This is a genomic window from Streptomyces sp. NPDC031418, from assembly GCF_055581605.1.
In genome coordinates this window covers 56,198-71,569 of record NZ_JBVIJC010000020.1, presented here as the reverse complement: position 1 = coordinate 71,569, position 15,372 = coordinate 56,198, and the positions used below count along the sequence as shown (strand labels likewise).

The window sequence follows — 15,372 nt, the reverse complement described above, 5'->3', positions numbered from 1 at the left end:
GGGGAGGGGGTGGCCTACCCGAGCGCCGCCACCCTCTCCCGGTAGCCCCGCACGGGTGCCGCGTCCTTGTACGGCTCAAGGCGGCGCTCGAAGTCCCGTACGTACTCCACGGCGCGAGCGCTCCGCATCTCCGCCGCCTGCCCCGCCGCCTCCGCCGCCAGCGCGCACGCCTGGTCGAGCTCGCCGAGGCCGAGGCGGGCGGTGGCGAGGACGACCCGGCAGAAGAGGCGGCTGCGGGCGAAGGAGGGGGCCCGCAGCTGGAGGGAGCGTTCGGCGTGCTGGGCGGCGGCCCGGAACTGCTGCAGATCGCGGTGGCAGTGCCCGAACTCGTCGGCGAGCTGGGCCTCGTCGAAGAACCTGGCCCAGTACGGCACGTCGTCCCCGGGCCGGGCCGCCTCCAGCGCGCGCTCGGCCCGCACCAGCGCGGCCGTGCACGCCCGCACCTCGCCCAGCACCGCGTGCGCCCGCGCCTCCGCCGAGTGCAGCAGCGCCTGCACGACCGGCGGGGCGCCGGTGCCGACGCCCTGCTGGGCGACCCGGGCGAGCTGGACGGCCTCCCGGCCGTGCCCGAGGTAGACCGCCTGGCGGCTCATGGTGACCAGCACGAAGGAGCCGTACGACCGGTCGCCGGCGGCCTGGGCCAGCCGCAGGGCCTGCACGAAGTACCGCTGGGCGAGCCCGTGCGCGGCGATGTCGTACGACGTCCAGCCCGCGAGCCGGGTCAGATCGGCGGCGGCGCCGAACAGCCGGCGGCCGGTCTGCTCGTCGTAGGTGCCGCGGAGCATCGGCTCGCACTCGTGCTCCAGATAGCGCACCAGGGCCTGGCGGGCGTGGCCGCCGCCGAACCGGTCGTCGAGGGTGCGGAACAGCTCGCCGACCGAGCGCAGCGCGGCGATGTCGCCGCCGGTGACCTTGTGCCCGGGGGCGCGTTCGGCGTGCCCGCGCGTCCGCGGCGGTGCGAGCGGCTGCGGCCGCACCACCCCCGGGCGGCCCTGCGGGGGCACCCGGGGCACCGGCTCCCGGGCCACCTTGTCGTCGGGCTTGCCGATCAGCCAGTCCCGGCTGGGCACCACGAGCCCGGCCGGGGTGAAGGCGATCTTGCGCAGTTCGGCATGGCTGCCGGAGTCCTTGCGCCACAGCCCGCTGACGATGTCGACGGCCTCCTCCGGGGAGGCGGCGAACTCCAGCCCGGCGTAGACCGGCGCACAGGCGTCCAGGCCGAGGTCCTGGGCGGTGAGCCGGCGCCCGAGCCGGCGGGTGAACACCTCGGCGATCAGGGCCGGGGTGGTGCCCCGCGGCTGCTGCCCGCGCAGCCAGCGGGTGACCGAGGTCTTGTCGTATCTGAGATCCAGCCCGTGTTCCAGACCCAGCTGGTCGACGCGACGGGCCAGACCCGCGTTGGAGAACCCAGCTTCTGCGATGAGCGCGGCGAGCTGGCGGTTGGGGGTGCGCTGCGCGGGTCGGTCCGTCATCTGCGGTGCGGTCTCCTGCCTTCCGGTCTTCTGAAGTGCCCGGTTTGCCTCTGAGCAGCCCTTATGGCCTCACGAACGGCGCGAATGTAGCGGTAAGTGAACAGGCAGTCGCATAATTCGCCCCCCATTCATCCGATCGTGTGAGGAACGCCCTCTCGGCTGACGTACTCCGGACGGACGTACAGTGGCGTGAGCGCAGAACATGCCTGACAACCGTCGCCGAGGGAGGCGCTTGCCGTGAGTGAGTTGCGGTTCGTCCGCATGGGGTTCGGTGCGGACCTCGTGGACTACCAGGTGGCCTGGGACGAGCAGCGCCGGGTGCACGCGGCGCGGTTCGCCGACGAGGTGCCCGACACCGTGATCCTCCTGGAGCACCCCCCGGTCTACACGGCGGGCCGCCGCACCGAGGACAGCGAGCGCCCGCTGGACGGCACCCCGGTCATCGACGTGGACCGCGGCGGCAAGATCACCTGGCACGGGCCGGGCCAGCTGGTCGGCTACCCGATCCAGAAGCTGCCGCGCCCGGTGGACGTGGTCGCGCACCTGCGCCGCCTGGAAGAGGCGATGATCCGGGTGTGCGCCGAGTTCGGCATCGAGACCTCCCGGGTCGAGGGCCGCGCCGGGGTCTGGGTCCTCGGCGACCCGATCGAGCAGCGCCCCGCGCTCGGAGGCCTGACGCTCGACTTCGCGCCGCGCGCCGACGACGACGAGTTCGACCACCGCCTGGTCGGCCCCGAGTACGCACCCTCGCGCGCGGGCCGCCGGCACGAGGACCGCAAGATCTGCTCCATGGGCATCCGGGTCGCCAAGGGCGTCACGATGCACGGCTTCGCTCTGAACGTGAACCCGGACACGGCGAACTTCGACAAGATCATCCCCTGCGGCATCCGTGACGCGGGCGTCACCTCCCTCTCCCACGAACTCGGCCGCGAGGTCACCATCGAGGAGGTGCTGCCGGTCGTCGAGAAGCACCTCCAGGACGTCCTGGGCAACGCGGACCTGAAGCCGCGGGTGATCGAGCAGGCGTCCGCCTGACCGGCCCAGGCCGGAACCGACTCGGGGCCACCAAATCCACGGGCGTACCCTTGGGAACGCCGAAGAATCAATCGCTAGGGAGCCGACGTGTCCGCAGTCTCACCCGACGGACGCAAGATGCTGCGCCTGGAGGTCCGCAACAGCCAGACCCCCATCGAGCGCAAGCCCGAGTGGATCAAGACCCGGGCGAAAATGGGCCCCGAGTACACGAAGATGCAGAACCTCGTGAAGAGCGAGGGCCTGCACACGGTCTGCCAGGAAGCCGGCTGCCCGAACATCTACGAGTGCTGGGAGGACCGCGAGGCGACCTTCCTCATCGGCGGCGACCAGTGCACCCGACGCTGCGACTTCTGCCAGATCGACACCGGCAAGCCCGAGGCGCTGGACCGCGACGAGCCGCGCCGCGTGGGTGAGTCCGTGGTCACCATGGACCTGAACTACGCCACCATCACCGGCGTCGCCCGCGACGACCTGGAGGACGGCGGCGCCTGGCTGTACGCGGAGACCGTGCGCCAGATCCACCAGCAGACGGCGGAGCGCGAGGGCGGCCGGACCAAGGTCGAGCTGCTGGCCCCCGACTTCAACGCCGTCCCGGAGCAGCTGGCCGAGGTCTTCGCCTCCCACCCCGAGGTCTTCGCGCACAACGTCGAGACGGTCCCGCGGATCTTCAAGCGGATCCGCCCCGGCTTCCGTTACGAGCGTTCCCTGAAGGTCATCACCGAGGCCCGCGACTTCGGCCTGGTCACCAAGTCCAACCTGATCCTCGGCATGGGCGAGACCCGCGAAGAGGTCAGCGAGGCGCTCAAGCAGCTGCACGACGCCGGCTGCGAGCTGGTCACCATCACCCAGTACCTGCGGCCCTCCGTGCGGCACCACCCGGTGGAGCGCTGGGTGAAGCCGGAGGAGTTCGTGGAGCTGAAGGAGGAGGCCGAGCAGATCGGCTTCTCCGGGGTGATGTCCGGCCCGCTGGTCCGGTCCTCCTACCGGGCCGGGCGGCTGTACCAGATGGCCGTGGAGAAGCGCGGCACGTACGTCGCCGCCCAGGCGGTCTGAGCCACCACCGACGGCGCGTGTGAATTCACGCATACGGCACGACCGGCCCGTTGTGGCCGACTCGACGCGGTCCCGCGCGTCCTCGCTGATGAGGGCGCGTTCCGGGGCCGCGTCCGCGTTTCCGGTCCGCGCATCAGGTCTTCATGGGTGTTTGACCGGTCGGACATGCACTGGTAACACCGATCAGTGAGCATGGCATCACACCCCGTAGAACCTACTGAGGGGGGACCCCGATCATGCAGGCCGCGCCCGTACGCGCCACCGCCATCCCGTCCTTCACCGACGCCCTGCGGGCCGTGGAGTCGCTGCTGATGAGCGGCGGCCAGCGCACCGCACGCCGCAACGCCTGGACCTCCGTGCTGGAGGACCGCCGCCGGGCCAAGGACCGGGTCGAGGCCCAGCGGGTCCTGGACCGGGCCGCCACCCTGCCCTGACGTCCGCCGTCGCAGGGCGCCGCCGGGCACTGCCGTCGTCGGCGCTCCCGGCGCCACGTAGACTTCGTGGCATGGCGAGGAAGGAACCCGCGGCGGACGCCGCGAACGCAGGGCGACTGAAGCAGATCGCTCTCACGTACAAGATGACCCGCAAGGCCGACACCAAGATCGGTCTTGTACTCGCGGCCGTCGGCATCGGCACCCTCGGTGTCTTCCTCGCGATCGGCTTCTTGATCGGTCACCCGGTCTACCTGGGCATCTTCGGCCTGCTGGTCGCGGTGCTGGCGACGGCGATCGTGTTCGGCCGCCGTGCCGAGCGGGCCGCCTTCGGTCAGATGGAGGGCCAGCCGGGCGCCGCCGCGGCCGTGCTGGACAACATCGGCCGGGGCTGGACGACGACTCCGGCGGTCGCGATGAACCGCAGCCAGGACGTGGTGCACCGGGCGGTCGGCAAGGCCGGCATCGTGCTGGTCGCCGAGGGCAACCCCAACCGGGTGAAGAGCCTGCTGGCCGCCGAGAAGAAGAAGATGAACCGCATCGTCGCCGATGTGCCGGTGCACGACATCATCGTGGGCAACGGCGAGGGACAGGTCGAGCTGAAGAAGCTGCGGACCACCATGCTGAAGCTGCCCCGGGTGCTGGCCGGCCCCCAGGTGACGGCCACGAACGACCGGCTGCGGGCCATGGGTGACCTGATGAGCAACATGCCGCTGCCCAAGGGGCCCATGCCCAAGGGGATGCGGATGCCCAAGGGCGGGCAGCGGGGGCGCTAGCCCCTAGGAGCACCTGAACTGGGGGCCGTAGGTGCCCGGCCTGTGGTGGAGGGGGATCTCCATCAGCTCCACGGCCGGGGCCTCCATCGCGCGCATCGAGCGGATCGCCGCGCCCAGGCTGCGGGAGCCGCCGCCGGACCAGGCGTCCTCCAGGGCCGCGAGCACATCGGTGTAGGTGCCGTCGAACCGGTCCAGGAGGCGTTGCACCTGCTCCGGCGGGTCGGGCCAGCCGCCGGCCGGTACCCGGGCCATCGGGCGGGCCTCCGGAAACGGCACGGGGGCGCCGGTGAAGTGCCAGCCGTGCTCGGTACGGCGCAGCTGGCGTCCGTGGTAGATCTCGGCGAAGGCGTAGTAGTGGGCCGGGTGGTCGTCCTGGTAGGCGTCGGCCGGTGAGCCGGCGGTGCCCTCGCCCTGCTCCTTGATGATCTCGATGGCCTGTTCCACGTCGTCCAGGTTCGCCACCGGCTTCAGCTCGTCGGCCCCGATCCGGCTGGACAGCTGGCCCTCGGCCGACAGCTCCGGCGCGGTGCGGTGGAACGCCTCCAGCAGACCGCCGTAGAAGTCGCCGATGCCCGGCGAGAGTTCCCTCTTCCGGGCGAGCGGCTCGTCGGGGGCCTCGATCGCCATCATCACGTCGTGCACGAAGGACCGGGTCAGCCCCGACAGGTAGACGTTCACCCCGGCGCGTACGCCGCCGGGCAGCGGACCGGGGTAGACGGGTGCCGCGCGCCTGAGGCGGGGGCGGCCGCCGACCGCCGCGAGCAGGTTGCAGACCACGCCCAGGTGGTACATCTCGTCGCCGACGATCCGCTGGATCAGCCGCGCGGCCTCGCAGCCGCGGTCCGTGACGGACCACCACGCGCACAGGTAGGGCGGGATCGTGGAGAGTTCGATCTCCGCGGCGACCTGGAGCGCCGCCCGCAGCCAGCCGACCCCGCGGCCGCCGCCGGGAACGGCCAGCAGCCGCGCCACCGGGCCGGGGAACGGGTCGTCCGCCGGCGGTTCCACGGCCTCGGCCGGGGCGGCCGCCGTGACCGGCGCCGCGGCGGCCAGCGCGGCCGTCGCCAGGAAGCTCCTACGTCCGAACGGGGCGATCTCCGGCCCGTCCGCGTCGTCCGTCGTACCCGTCACCGCTGCCTCCGCTCGTGGCCTGGGACCCTCCGACAGCTCGCGAAGCTAGCAGCCGGTGCCGCCGTTGCCGGGGCATCAGGGCGCCGGTGGGGCCGTACTCCCCCGGACACGCCGCCGAACGGAGCATCCGGCCGGTTATCGGCTCATCCACTCCTAGCCTTCGGAATGTGACAAAACGCCATATCGCATACGTTTCGTGCGCCACCGCGCTGTGCAGCGCGCTCCTGGCCGCCGCCCCCGCCTCCGCCGCCCATCGCACCCTGGTGGTGCGTCCGGGTGAGTCGATCCAGAAAGCGGTGAACGCCGCCCAGCCCGGCGACACGGTGCTCGTGCTCGCCGGCACCTACCGCGAGAGCGTGAAGCTGACCACGCCCGGCCTGACACTGCGCGGCATGGGCTCGCGCACCGTGCTCCAGCCCGCCGCGCAGAAGACCACGGCCTCCCGCATGGCGGAGAAGTCCTGTGCGGAGCAGGGCAACGGCATCTGTGTCGTCGGGGCCAAGAACCAGCCGGTCCAGGACGTCACCGTCGCCCACCTGACCGTGCGTGGGTTCTCCCGGATCGGTGTCATGGCCGTGGGCGCGGACCATCTGACCGTGCGCGGGGTGACCTCCGAGAAGAACGGCCAGTGGGGCATCGCCGAGGAGCGCTCCACCCGCAGCGTCTACCGGGACGACATCGCCCGCGACAATGGCGACGCCGGCCTGTTCCTCGCCAACACCGTGAAGGACGAGGCGGGCGCCACCGACACCCGGGGCACGGTGATCGAGCGGAACCTGCTGGAGGGCAACCGGATCGGCGTCACCGTGCGCCGGCTGCGCAACCTCACCGTCGCGGACAACTCCGTCACCGGCAACTGCGCGGGCGTGTTCGTCGTCGGCGACGAGAACAAGCCGAAGGCGGGCGCGCTGACCGTCAGCGACAACCGGATCGAGAAGAACAACAAGTACTGCGAGAAGACCGCCCGGCTGGCCTTCCTCCAGGGCTCCGGCATCGTCCTGACCGGCGCCGAGGACACCGAGGTGACCCGGAACCTGGTCACCGGCAACTCCGGCAAGTCCCCGCTGTCGGGCGGCATCGTGCTGTTCAAGAGCTTCGTGGGCGTGACCAGCGAGCGGAACCGGATCAGCGGCAACACGCTGTCGGAGAACGGCCCCGCGGACCTCGTCAACCAGGAAGCCACCAAGAGCGGCAACACCTTCCAGAGCAACTCCTGCCGGACCTCGAAGCCCGCCGGTCTGTGCTGAGCGCACGGCCGTACCACCCCCACCCAAGGAAGGAGGGCGGCGCATGACCGCACCATCCCGCGAGTTCCAGGCCCCCGCGGTGCAGGAGGCCGCTTCCGCCCCGCCGCCGTCGATGCGGCTGCGGGAGCTGGTGTTCGGCGCGGCGTGCGCCGCCGCCGTCCGGGCGGCCGCCCGGCTGGGCGTCCCGGACGCCCTCGGGGACGCCCCCATGACCGTGGAGGGCCTGGCGGCCGCGGTGCACACCGAGCCCAAGCCGCTGCGCCGGCTGCTGCGCGCCCTGTCCTGCTACGGCGTCTTCGCCGAGCGGCCCGACGGGACGTTCGCGCACACCGAGATGTCCCGGCTGCTGCGCACGGACGACCCGCACAGCCTGCGGGACATCGCCCTGTGGTGCACCGAGCCGTGGACCTGGGACGCCTGGCCGAAGCTGGACGAGGCGGTGCGCTCCGGCCGGAACGTCGTGGAGGGCCTGTACGGCAAGGAGTTCTTCGTCTATCTGAACGAGGACGCCCCCGAGTCCGCGGACGTCTTCAACCGGGCGATGACCACCTCCAGCGAGCAGTCGGCCCGCGATGTCGCCGCCCTGCTGGACCTGTCGGGCGCCACGTCGGTCGCGGACCTCGGCGGCGGCCAGGGGCACGTGGTGGCGAGCCTGCTCGACAAGTACCCGGCGATGCGGGGCTATCTGCTGGACCTGCCCCGGGTGGTGGAGAACGCCCTACCGCGGCTGCGCCCGGGCGGGGACCTCGCGGACCGGGCGGAGATCGTGCCCGGTGACGTCCGGGTGTCCGTGCCGGTCGAGGCCGACGTCTACATCATCAAGAACATCCTGGAGTGGGACGACGGGTCCACCGCGCGGCTGCTGGCCAACGTGGTGGAGCGGGGCGGTCCGGGCACCCGGGTCGTGGTGATCGAGAACCTGGTGGACGACACCCCGTCGATGCGGTTCAGCACCGCCATGGACCTGCTGCTGCTGCTGAACGTGGGCGGGGCCAAGCACACCACCGCCAGCATGGTGGAGCGGCTGACGGCCGGGGGGCTGACCGTCGGGGACATCCGGCCGGTCAACCCGTATCTGCACGCGTTCGACTGCACGGTCTCCGGGTGAGCCGGCTCCCCCGGAACGCCACCGGTGCCGGGTCCGCGTACGACGCGGGCCCGGCACCGGTGTCCGGAGGGCGGGTTCAGCTACGGGCGTCGCGCTCCCAGAGGTAGAAGCGCTGCGCCATGGCGTCCTTCGGGGACCGCCAGGTCTCCGGGTCGTAGGCGCTGACGTACGCCGAGAGCCGCTCGCTGACGTCCTCGAACTCGGGGTGCGAGGTGACCTTGGCGATGGCCGGGCCGGGCTCGCGCTCGGACTCGATGAGGTGCATGTACACATCGCCGAACTGGAAGAGGCTGCGCCGCACCACACCGACGAGGTGCGGCAGCTCGCCCCGGTCGGACTCGGCGAACACCTTGGCGATGTCGGGGGCGGAGCCCGGGGCCATCCGGGCGACGATCAGGGCCTGGTGCACGGTTGTCTCCTCGTCGTCCGGGCTCAGTCGGTGGCCAGGGCGGGGGCGGGCCGGTGACCGGCGGCCGCCTTCTCGATCTTGTCCCGGATCAGGGCCATCTGGATCTTGGAGTTCCGGTTGATGTTGTCGGTCATCCAGTCGTCGTCGACCGGCGCCTCCGGCTTCATCTGGAAGTCCTGGGTCCACACCATGCGGGTGCCGGCCGGTACCTCCTCGTACTTCCAGTGGATGTTCATGTAGGCGAAGGGGCCGGTCTCGACCCGGCGGGCCCGCACCTCCAGGCGGGGACGGTCCGTCTCCCGCTCCGAGACCCAGCTCCACACCGTGCCGTTCTCGTCGGGGTGCATGGTGAGCCGGAAGGTGGTCTTGTTCCCCTCCTGGGAGAGGATCTCGGCGCTGGCGTACTCGGTGAAGAGGTTCGGCCAGTTCGCCACGTCGTTGGTCATGTCCCACACCAGGTCCAGGGGTGCGGCGACGGTGATCTCGTTCTGGGTGTGTCCGGCCATGTCAGGCTCCCGCGGGCAGTGCGCTGTTGACGAGGTCGAGGAACTGGCGGGGGGTCTTGCACCGCTCGGCGTCGACCGGCATGGGCGTGCCGCGGCGGTTCTCCAGCTCGCCGACGATGCCGAGCAGGCCGAGCGAGTCGATGCCGAGGTCGTCGAAGCCGGCGTCGGCGCGCCGCTCCAGCTCGTCCGGGGCGACGGTGACCCCGGCGGCCTTCTTCATGAGTTCGGAGAGCTCTTCCACGGTGATGTGGTCACTCATGCTTTTCCTCCTTCGCTGGTGTCCGGTGGTGCGGCGGCGCCGTGCCGCAGCACGAGCGCCGCGTTCGACCCCATGAGTCCCCGGCTGAGGACCAGGGCGGTGCGCAGCTCGGCGGCGCGCGCCCGGCCGGTGACGAGGTCGAGGTCGTGGCAGGTGTCGACGACACCCGGGGTGGGCGGGACCAGGCCGTGTTCCAGCGCCAGGACCGCCGCCGCGGTGTCGAGGACGGGGGCCGCGCAGTAGCCGCGGCCGATCCCGGTCTTGGGCGCGGTGACCGGCACCCGCCGGGCGTGCGTGCCGAGCGCGTCGGCGAGGGCCAGCACCTCCGCGCGGTCGGCCTCGGGGGTGCCGAGGGCGTCGGCGAAGACCACGTCGATCTCCTCCGGGGCGCAGCCGGCCTCGTCCAGGGCGCCGCGGATGGCCTGCGCGAGCCCCTCCCGGGACCGGTCCCAGCGGCCGGCTCCGGTGAACGTCGCCGTGTGCCCGGCGAGGACGGCCCGCACGGGCAGCCCGCGGCGCCGCGCCGAGGCCGCCTCCTCCACGACGAGCATGGCGCCGCCCTCGGCCGGTACGAAGCCGCAGGCCTGGTCGGTGAACGGTCGGTAGGCGCGCGCCGGGTCGGCCTCCCGGCTCAGCTCGTCGTAGCCGAGCTGGCACACCACCGAGTACGGCGCGAGCGGCGCCTCGGTGGAGCCGGCCACGATGACGTCGGTGCCGCGCCGCACGGCCCGGGCCGCGTGGGCGAGGGCGTCCAGGCCGCCGGCCTCGTCGGCGGCGACCACCGAGCAGGGCCCCTTGAAGCCGCGCCGGATGGAGATCTGGCCGGTGCTGGCGGCGTAGAACCAGGCGATGGACTGGTAGGGGCCGACGTACCGGCTGCCCTTGCCCCACAGCCGCTGGAGTTCGCGCTGGCCGAACTCGCCGCCGCCGGAGCCGGCCGCGGTGACCACGCCCACGTCGAACGGGGAGCCGTCGGTGTCGGCGCGGCCGAGCCGGGCGTCGTCCAGCGCGAGGTCGGCCGCGGCCATCGCGAAGTGCGTGAAACGGTCGGTCTGGACGAGGAAGCGTTCCTCGACCGCGGCCGCCGGTTCGAAGCCGCGGATCTCGCCGGCCACCTTGAGCGGCAGCTCCTCACAGCCCTCCCGGGTCACCTTGTCGAGGACGCTGACGCCGTCCACGACGGATTTCCAGAAGGTCTCGGTGCTGGTTCCGTTGGGCGCGACGACGCCGATGCCGGTGACGACCGCCCGCCGAGGATGGGGTTCGCTCATCGTTTCCTTCCTCTCGGCCGGGTCAGGATCACCGCGGACTGGAAGCCGCCGAAGCCGCTGCCCACGGACAGGACGCCGTTCAGGGTCCGTTCGCGGGCGACGCGCGGGACGTAGTCCAGGTCGCATTCGGGGTCGGGGGTCTCGTAGTTCGCGGTGGGCGGGACGACCTGATGGGCGAGGGCCAGCACGCAGGCGACGACCTCGATCGCGCCGATCGCCCCGAGGGAGTGGCCCACCATGGACTTGATGGAGCTCATGGGGGTGTCGTAGGCGTGCTGCCCGAGAGCCCGTTTCACGGCGGCGGTCTCGTGGCGGTCGTTCTGCCGGGTGCCGGAGCCGTGTGCGTTGACGTAGTCGATGGCGGTCGGGTCGAGGCGGGCGTGGTCGAGCGCGGTCTCGATCGCGCGGGCCATCTCCAGGCCCTCCTTGGTCAGGCCGGTCATGTGGTAGGCGTTGCCGAAGGTGGCGTAGCCGTCCAGCTCGCAGTAGACGCGGGCACCGCGGGCCCGGGCGTGCTCCAGCTCCTCCAGGACGAGCACCGCGCCGCCCTCGCCCATGACGAAGCCGTCACGGTCGTTGTCGAAGGGGCGGGAGGCGTGCGCGGGGTCGTCGTTGTGGGGGGACGTGGCCTTGATCGCGTCGAAGCAGGCCATGGTGATCGGGGAGATCGGGGAGTCGGAGGCGCCGGCGATGCATATGTCGGCCCGGCCCTCCTGGACGGTGTGGAAGGCGTAGCCGACGGCGTCCAGGCCGGAGGTGCAGCCGGTGGAGACCGTCTGCACCGGGCCCTGGGCGCCGAAGCGTTCCGCCACCGCGGAGGCGAGGGTGCTCGGCGAGAACGCCCGGTGCAGCTGGGGCTCCGCCTTGCGGTGGTCCACGTCCCAGCGCTGGCCGGCGCTGCTCACCAGCACGTAGTCGTGCTCCAGCCGGGTGGTGCCGCCGACCGCGGTGCCCAGCGACACCGCGACCCGCCAGGGGTTCTCCCGGCCGAGGTCGAGACCGGAGTCCCGGACCGCCTCCTCGCCCGCGACCAGGGCGAACTGTATGTACCGGTCCGCCCGCTCGACCTGTTCGGCGTCCAGGCCGTGCGCGGCCGGGTCGAAGTCGCACTCGGCCGCGATCCGCGACCTCAGTCCGGAGGGGTCGAAGAACGTGATGCCGCGCGTCGCGGTCCGGCCTTCGGCGAGCAAGTTCCAGAACGCCGGCACGCCGATCCCACCCGGAGCCACCACGCCTATGCCGGTCACCGCCACGCGCCGGGTCACGACCGGACCTGCCCCACCGCGACGGACTCCGTCTCCTCCGTGTCGACGTGGCCGAGGCTCGGCCGCGGGGCCAGCGGGCCGAGGTGGAAGACGATCCGCGCCTCCACGTTCCCCACGTTGCGGAAGCGGTGCCGCATGTTGATGGGGATCATCAGCCCCTGCTCCGGCCGGAGCGGATGGGGCTCGCCGTCCAGGTCGACCTCCAGCTCGCCGCAGACGACGTACACGAACTCCTCGGAGTACGGGTGGTAGTGCTCGCCGATGCGGTCTCCCGGCTGCACGATGGCCACACCCATGAAACCGCTGGTGGAGCCGACCGTGGCCGGGGTGAGCATGGCGCGCAGATCGCCGCCGCGCCGGGTGTTGGGCTCGACCTCGCTGAGGTGCACGATCTTCGGAAGGGGTTTGATCACGACGTACCTCCGTGGTGTGGTGCGGCTTGGCGGTTCAGGCGTCCGGGGAGCGGCGGTCGGTGATGAGCTGCATGCGGACGGCGGCACCGGCCAGCAGGCCGGCCGGGGCGGCCGCCGCGGCGGGGTCCGCGTCCGCGCCGGGGCGCAGGTCGATGAGCCGTACGACGACGTCGTCCCGCTGGAAGATCGTGCTGCGCAGCACCGGGCTGGCCGGGTCGTCCGCCGCCGCCTCGTCGGTCTGCGCGAGCAGCTCGGCCAGCTCCATCCCGCGGTCCGGGCGGGCCGGGTAGTACAGCGCGTGCCGCTCGCCCTCGGCCAGCTCGTCGGCGGTGACGTGGTGCACGGCGGGCAGCGCCGCCCGGGTGAAGAACACCCGCGCGGACTCCTGGTCGTTGAGGTCGCGCTCCTGCTCCAGATACGGGTTGATGGCCTCCTCGACGGCCCGTACCTCGGGCTGCCGGGCCACGTGCCGCAGCGCCGCGAGCAGGTCGCCGCGCACCTCGATGGCCCGTACCACCCGGTTGCCGTGCATGAACAGCGAGGTGCGGCACAGCCGGGTGGTCTCGTCGACCCGCGGCTCGGGCGAGGCGTAGTCCGCGAGGATCTTCGCGACCCGGTCCTCGCTGCCCGGCCGGACGGTGAAGGTGAGCGCGTGCCGGATCACTCCGTCACCGATCCGCGGGGACGCCTGGAGCCGGCGCTGCGGCTGCGCGGTCCCAGCCGCCGCCTCCGTGCCGGTCTCCCGGACGATGTGGAAGCGCAGCGAGCGGGTGTCGCGGACGCAGGAGTGCAGAGGCTCCACCATCCGCACGTGCTCCTCGCTGTTCACCCAGTTGAGGAACGGCGGGGCGCTCTCCCACTCGCTGGTGATCAGCCACTGGGAGGGGTTCTCGATGGACTGGCACAGCTGGTCGCTGACATGGCCGGGCACGGACGCGACCTGGTTGCACAGCTGCTCGTAGGCCTCCAGGAACTGCTGCTGGGCGCCGTCGTACACGTCCACCAGCAGGACGACCCGGAGGCGGGAGCCGTCGAAGACGGACTGGGAGACCCGTTTCGTCATCTGTCGCGTCAGCTGATCCGAGGCCTTTTCCGAGGTGGTCGTCATGGGTCGCACATCTCCTTCACGGGGGCCCGGGCGGGCAGAGGCTTCAGCGCCGTCGCCGATGACGCGACGTCAGCGCTTTTTGATCGTGTTCCGGTCGCGGACGGCGCGCGACTCGCGTGAACCAGGCGGGTGATTGAGCCCGCCGGGGGCCCCGCACCGGGCCCCGCACCGGGCATGGAACCTGCAACGAGCCCCACCGCCCGACCCCTGCCCCTGGAGCCACCGATGCAGCAGAAAGCCGATCACCAGGTGCCCGTCCTCATCGTGGGCGGTTCCCTGGTCGGCCTGTCCATGTCCCTCTTCCTGGGCCGTCTAGGCGTCCGCCACATGCTCGTCGAGCGGCACTCCGGCACCTCGATCCACCCGCGTGGCCGCGGCAACAACGTCCGCACGATGGAACTCTTCCGGGTGGCCGGCATCGAGCCGGCGATCAAGGAGGCGGCCTCGCTCCTCGCGGACAACCACGGCATCCTCCAGACCCCGACGCTGGTCGGCGACGCCGGCGAATGGCTGTTCCGGGAGATCGACCCGGGCGGCGGCCTGGCCCGGTTCAGCCCGACCAGCTGGTGCCTGTGCAGCCAGAACGACCTGGAGCCGGTGCTGCTGAGCGGCGCCCGCGCACTCGGCGGCGACCTGCGCTACTTCCACGAGCTGGAATCCTTCGCGCAGGACCCCGAAGGGGTGACGGCGTACGTCCGCGACCGCGACTCCGACCGGCTCTACACCGTCCGTGCCGACTACCTGGTCGCGGCCGACGGCCCGCGCAGCCCGGTGCGCAACCGGCTCGGCATCGGCCAGACCGGCCCCGGCGACCTGTTCGCCAACGTGAGCGTCACCTTCCGCTCCAAGCTCCTCGCCGACGTGGTGGGCGACCGCCGCTTCATCTGCTGCTACCTCACCGACCCGGAGGCGGACGGCGCCCTGCTGCCCGTCGACAACAAGGAGCGCTGGGTCTTCCACGCCCCCTGGCACCCCGAGCACGGCGAGACGCTGGACGAGTTCACCGAGGAACGGCTGCGCCGGCACATCCGCCGCGCCGTCGGTGTCCCCGACCTCGACGTGGAGATCACCGGCAAGGCGTCCTGGCGCGCCGCCGAACGGGTCGCCGCGGCCTACGCCGACGGGCGGGTCTTCCTGGCCGGCGACTCCGCCCACGAGATGTCCCCGACCGGCGCGTTCGGCTCCAACACCGGCATCCAGGACGCCCACAACCTGGCCTGGAAGCTCGCCGCCGTCGTCGACGGCTGGGCCGGCCCCGGCCTGCTCGGCAGTTACGACGCCGAGCGCCGCCCGGTCGCCCTCGCCACCAGCGCCCGTGCCTCGGCCCGCTCGGTGGAGCACAGCCACCCGGGCTTCGCCCCGGCTCCCGGCATCGGCGGCGGCAGACGCGGCGGCATCCTCAACGTCGTCCTCGGCCACCGCTACCCGGACGGCGCGGTCGTCGGCGCCGACCGGTCCCAGCCCGTCGTCCCCGAGGGCCTCGGCCTGTCCGGCGAGCCGGGCACCCGCGCCCCCCACCTGTGGCTGCACCGCGCGGGCGACCGCCTGTCCACCCTGGACCTGTACGAGCGGTCACTGGTCCTGCTCAGCGACGCGTCGACCCCGGCGGGCGCGGAGTGGCAGCGGGCGGCGCACCGGATCGCCCAGACGGACGGGGTACGTCTGGAGCCCTACCGAATCGGCCCCGCCACCGCTCCGGACGCCGACCTGCACTGCGACACCGCCTGGACCGAGTCCCACGGCACGACGGCCGACGGCGCGGTACTGATCCGCCCGGACGGCTTCGTGGCCTGGCGGACGCAGGACGCCCCGACGGACGCGGAGGCCGAGCTGCGGGGAGTGGTGCGGGAGGTGCTGGGGTTGGGGTGAGGGGGGTGGGGTTGGGGCG

The 15,372-nt window shown here is 72.2% G+C and carries 16 protein-coding genes; 7 read left to right on the top strand and 9 right to left on the bottom strand.

What is annotated here, in order from left to right:
• Nucleotides 1–14: 14 nt before the first annotated feature.
• The gene (locus ACZ5CZ_RS27675; RefSeq protein ID WP_468946959.1) at nt 15–1,472 is read right to left on the bottom strand and encodes a regulator; all 1,458 of its coding nucleotides are present in this window, start codon (nt 1,470–1,472) and stop codon (nt 15–17) included.
• A gap of 237 nt (nt 1,473–1,709) precedes the next feature.
• Here ACZ5CZ_RS27675 and lipB point away from each other — a divergent pair, with 237 nt between their 5' ends.
• The 4 genes from lipB (at nt 1,710) to ACZ5CZ_RS27655 (ending at nt 4,767) form a co-directional block, all read left to right on the top strand.
• Nucleotides 1,710–2,507, top strand: a complete 798-nt coding sequence (gene lipB, locus ACZ5CZ_RS27670; RefSeq protein ID WP_385844099.1) for a lipoyl(octanoyl) transferase LipB — start codon at nt 1,710–1,712, stop codon at nt 2,505–2,507.
• Between the two features lie 87 nt (nt 2,508–2,594).
• Complete coding sequence (gene lipA, locus ACZ5CZ_RS27665; RefSeq protein WP_468946957.1) at nt 2,595–3,560, top strand: lipoyl synthase; 966 nt, start codon at nt 2,595–2,597, stop codon at nt 3,558–3,560.
• A gap of 236 nt (nt 3,561–3,796) precedes the next feature.
• Nucleotides 3,797–3,994: an SCO2195 family GlnR-regulated protein gene (locus ACZ5CZ_RS27660; RefSeq protein ID WP_385844101.1), complete on the top strand. Its 198-nt coding sequence runs from the start codon at nt 3,797–3,799 to the stop codon at nt 3,992–3,994.
• Between the two features lie 71 nt (nt 3,995–4,065).
• Nucleotides 4,066–4,767, top strand: a complete 702-nt coding sequence (locus tag ACZ5CZ_RS27655; protein ID WP_385844102.1) for a DUF4191 domain-containing protein — start codon at nt 4,066–4,068, stop codon at nt 4,765–4,767.
• 3 nt (nt 4,768–4,770) lie between these two features.
• On the opposite strand, the gene ACZ5CZ_RS27650 is transcribed toward ACZ5CZ_RS27655, so the two are convergent.
• The gene (locus ACZ5CZ_RS27650; protein WP_385844103.1) at nt 4,771–5,898 is read right to left on the bottom strand and encodes a ferritin-like domain-containing protein; all 1,128 of its coding nucleotides are present in this window, start codon (nt 5,896–5,898) and stop codon (nt 4,771–4,773) included.
• Nucleotides 5,899–6,065: 167 nt separating this feature from the next.
• Between ACZ5CZ_RS27650 and ACZ5CZ_RS27645 the strand changes: the two genes are divergently transcribed.
• Together ACZ5CZ_RS27645 and ACZ5CZ_RS27640 are read left to right on the top strand one after the other, a co-directional pair.
• Nucleotides 6,066–7,145, top strand: a complete 1,080-nt coding sequence (locus ACZ5CZ_RS27645; protein ID WP_468946952.1) for a right-handed parallel beta-helix repeat-containing protein — start codon at nt 6,066–6,068, stop codon at nt 7,143–7,145.
• 43 nt (nt 7,146–7,188) lie between these two features.
• Entirely contained in the window at nt 7,189–8,253 is a 1,065-nt protein-coding gene (locus tag ACZ5CZ_RS27640; protein WP_385844105.1) for a methyltransferase, read from the top strand.
• A 76-nt stretch (nt 8,254–8,329) separates the two neighbouring features.
• Here ACZ5CZ_RS27640 and ACZ5CZ_RS27635 read toward each other — a convergent pair whose 3' ends face one another.
• Genes ACZ5CZ_RS27635 through ACZ5CZ_RS27605 form a run of 7 tightly spaced genes read right to left on the bottom strand, consistent with a single transcriptional unit; the run spans nt 8,330 to nt 13,484 of the window.
• Complete coding sequence (locus ACZ5CZ_RS27635; RefSeq protein ID WP_468946949.1) at nt 8,330–8,662, bottom strand: TcmI family type II polyketide cyclase; 333 nt, start codon at nt 8,660–8,662, stop codon at nt 8,330–8,332.
• A gap of 23 nt (nt 8,663–8,685) precedes the next feature.
• Nucleotides 8,686–9,168 carry an SRPBCC family protein gene (locus tag ACZ5CZ_RS27630; protein ID WP_385845063.1) on the bottom strand — a complete coding sequence of 161 codons (483 nt, stop codon included), beginning with the start codon at nt 9,166–9,168 and terminating at the stop codon, nt 8,686–8,688.
• A gap of 1 nt (nt 9,169) precedes the next feature.
• Complete coding sequence (locus tag ACZ5CZ_RS27625) at nt 9,170–9,427, bottom strand: acyl carrier protein (RefSeq protein WP_385845064.1); 258 nt, start codon at nt 9,425–9,427, stop codon at nt 9,170–9,172.
• A complete protein-coding gene (locus tag ACZ5CZ_RS27620) occupies nt 9,424–10,698 on the bottom strand; it encodes a ketosynthase chain-length factor (RefSeq protein ID WP_468946946.1) in 1,275 nt (424 codons plus the stop codon). The genes ACZ5CZ_RS27625 and ACZ5CZ_RS27620 overlap by 4 nt, the downstream gene beginning before the upstream one ends.
• Complete coding sequence (locus ACZ5CZ_RS27615; RefSeq protein ID WP_385845068.1) at nt 10,695–11,963, bottom strand: beta-ketoacyl-[acyl-carrier-protein] synthase family protein; 1,269 nt, start codon at nt 11,961–11,963, stop codon at nt 10,695–10,697. Before ACZ5CZ_RS27615 ends, ACZ5CZ_RS27620 begins: the two co-directional genes overlap by 4 nt.
• Nucleotides 11,960–12,376, bottom strand: a complete 417-nt coding sequence (locus ACZ5CZ_RS27610) for a cupin domain-containing protein (RefSeq protein WP_385845069.1) — start codon at nt 12,374–12,376, stop codon at nt 11,960–11,962. Before ACZ5CZ_RS27610 ends, ACZ5CZ_RS27615 begins: the two co-directional genes overlap by 4 nt.
• Nucleotides 12,377–12,410: 34 nt before the next feature.
• Nucleotides 12,411–13,484 carry a SchA/CurD-like domain-containing protein gene (locus ACZ5CZ_RS27605; RefSeq protein ID WP_468946942.1) on the bottom strand — a complete coding sequence of 358 codons (1,074 nt, stop codon included), beginning with the start codon at nt 13,482–13,484 and terminating at the stop codon, nt 12,411–12,413.
• A gap of 225 nt (nt 13,485–13,709) precedes the next feature.
• Here ACZ5CZ_RS27605 and ACZ5CZ_RS27600 point away from each other — a divergent pair, with 225 nt between their 5' ends.
• Complete coding sequence (locus tag ACZ5CZ_RS27600; RefSeq protein WP_468946939.1) at nt 13,710–15,353, top strand: FAD-dependent oxidoreductase; 1,644 nt, start codon at nt 13,710–13,712, stop codon at nt 15,351–15,353.
• The last annotated feature ends 19 nt before the right edge of the window (nt 15,354–15,372 follow it).

Bases quoted from the DNA above. Each gene is read 5' to 3' on its own strand.
- ACZ5CZ_RS27675 (WP_468946959.1), bottom strand. From the start codon at position 1,472: ATGACGGACCGACCCGCGCAGCGCACCCCCAACCGCCAGCTCGCCGCG.
- ACZ5CZ_RS27660 (WP_385844101.1), top strand. From the start codon at position 3,797: ATGCAGGCCGCGCCCGTACGCGCCACCGCCATCCCGTCCTTCACCGAC.
- ACZ5CZ_RS27655 (WP_385844102.1), top strand. From the start codon at position 4,066: ATGGCGAGGAAGGAACCCGCGGCGGACGCCGCGAACGCAGGGCGACTG.
- ACZ5CZ_RS27640 (WP_385844105.1), top strand. From the start codon at position 7,189: ATGACCGCACCATCCCGCGAGTTCCAGGCCCCCGCGGTGCAGGAGGCC.
- ACZ5CZ_RS27630 (WP_385845063.1), bottom strand. From the start codon at position 9,168: ATGGCCGGACACACCCAGAACGAGATCACCGTCGCCGCACCCCTGGAC.
- ACZ5CZ_RS27625 (WP_385845064.1), bottom strand. From the start codon at position 9,427: ATGAGTGACCACATCACCGTGGAAGAGCTCTCCGAACTCATGAAGAAG.
- ACZ5CZ_RS27620 (WP_468946946.1), bottom strand. From the start codon at position 10,698: ATGAGCGAACCCCATCCTCGGCGGGCGGTCGTCACCGGCATCGGCGTC.
- ACZ5CZ_RS27605 (WP_468946942.1), bottom strand. From the start codon at position 13,484: ATGACGACCACCTCGGAAAAGGCCTCGGATCAGCTGACGCGACAGATG.
- ACZ5CZ_RS27600 (WP_468946939.1), top strand. From the start codon at position 13,710: ATGCAGCAGAAAGCCGATCACCAGGTGCCCGTCCTCATCGTGGGCGGT.